This is a genomic window from Pseudomonas sp. 05T35 (assembly GCF_056396605.1).
Genome location: NZ_JBFTLU010000630.1, coordinates 1 through 1,945, shown reverse-complemented (window position 1 = coordinate 1,945; position 1,945 = coordinate 1). Strand labels below are relative to the sequence as shown.

1 protein-coding gene and 1 pseudogene are annotated in these 1,945 nt (G+C 60.4%); both read right to left on the bottom strand.

What is annotated here, in order from left to right; translation table 11 throughout:
• A partial coding sequence (gene oadA, locus AC1DH9_RS28195) for a sodium-extruding oxaloacetate decarboxylase subunit alpha (protein ID WP_477809239.1) occupies positions 1-1,783 on the bottom strand: 1,783 nt, incomplete at its 3' end.
• Positions 1,784-1,794: 11 nt separating this feature from the next.
• Positions 1,795-1,945, bottom strand: a pseudogene (locus AC1DH9_RS28190) (acetyl-CoA carboxylase biotin carboxylase subunit); the annotation flags it as partial.

Below are 1,945 nucleotides of genomic sequence, written 5' to 3'. Positions count from 1 at the left end.
CGCCCGGATTGACCCGGTCGCCCTTGGCCACGTGGATGGCGGCGACTTTGCCGGCGATGGCCGCTTGAACTTCGGTTTCCATCTTCATCGCTTCGGTGATCAGCACCGCCTGGCCGGCTTTCACGGTGTCGCCTTCCTTGACCAGCACATCGACGATGTTGCCTGGCATGGTGGTGCTGACGTGGCCCGGTGCGCTGGCTTGCTTGCGCTTGCTGCTGCCACCGCTGACGAATTCGTTGAGTRGCTCGAACACCACTTCTTCCGGCATGCCATCGATGGACAGGTAGAAGTGACGCTTGCCTTCGGACTTGACGCCCACACCGGTGATGTCGACGCGGTAGGTTTCACCGTGAACGTCAATGACGAACTCGGTCGGCACACCTTCGCCGCCCGCCGAGGTCACGCCGCCGGCTTCCGGAATCGGCAACAACACTTCCGGAGTCAGGGTGCCGGCTTCGCGTTCTTCAAGGAACTTGCGCCCGATGTCCGGGAACATCGCATAGGTCAGTACGTCTTCTTCAGACTTGGCCAACGCACCGATTTCGCCGCGCAGCTTGGTCATTTCCGGCTTGATCAAATCCGCCGGACGGACATCAATGACTTCTTCACTGCCGATCGCCTGACGGCGCAGCTGCTCGTTAACAACACCCGGCGCTTTGCCGTAGCCACCTTGCAGGTAGAGCTTCACTTCGTTGGTGATGGTCTTGTAGCGCTCACCGGCCAATACGTTGAAGAACGCCTGAGTACCGACGATCTGCGACGTCGGGGTCACCAGCGGTGGGAAGCCGAGGTCTTCGCGAACCCGCGGGATTTCGGCCAACACTTCGCTCATGCGGTTCAGTGCACCCTGCTCTTTCAACTGGTTGGCGAGGTTGGAAATCATCCCGCCCGGTACCTGGTTGACTTGCACGCGGGTGTCGACGGCGGTGAATTCACTTTCGAACTGGTGGTACTTCTTGCGCACGGCGTAGAAGTACAAACCGATTTCCTGCAGCAGCTCCAGACTCAGGCCGGTGTCGAACTCGCTGCCCTTAAGGGCGGCAACCATCGACTCGGTGCCCGGGTGGCTGGTGCCCCAGGCGAAACTGGAGATCGCGGTGTCGATATTGTCGGCACCATTTTCGATGCCCTTGAGTTGGCACATCGCGGCCAGGCCGGCGGTATCGTGAGAGTGGATGAACACGGGCAGCGACTGCTCGCTTTTCAGTGCTTTGACCAACTCGCCAGTGGCATACGGGGTCAGCAGGCCGGCCATGTCCTTGATCGCCACGGAGTCGCAACCCATGGCTTCCATTTGCTTGGCTTGCTCCACGAACGCCTCGATGGTGTGCACCGGGCTGGTGGTGTAGGCGATGGTGCCCTGGGCGTGTTTGCCGGCCGCTTTCACCGCTTCGATGGCCACCCGCAGGTTACGCACGTCGTTCATCGCATCGAAGATGCGGAACACGTCGATACCATTCACTGCCGCCTTGGCGACGAAGGCTTTGACCACGTCGTCGCTGTAGTGGCGGTAGCCCAACAGGTTCTGGCCACGCAAAAGCATTTGCAGGCGAGTGTTAGGCAGCGCCGCACGCAGTTTGCGCAAACGCTCCCACGGGTCTTCTTTCAGGAAGCGTACGCAGGCATCGAAGGTCGCGCCGCCCCAGACTTCCAGCGACCAGTAGCCGACTTTGTCGAGCTTGTCGCAGATCGGCAGCATGTCGTCGGTGCGCATGCGGGTCGCGAGCAGCGATTGGTGGGCGTCGCGCAGGATTGTGTCGGTTACGTGGATTTTCTTGGTCATTGGAATATTCCTCACAGGCCTGCGTGGGCGGCGATGGCGGCGGCGATGGCCAGGGCCAGCTCTTCGGGTTTGCGCTTGATCGAGTAGTTGGTCAGCTCAGGGTTGCTTTCAACGAAGCTGGTGTTGAACTGACCGCTACGGAATTCCGGGTTACGCAGGATT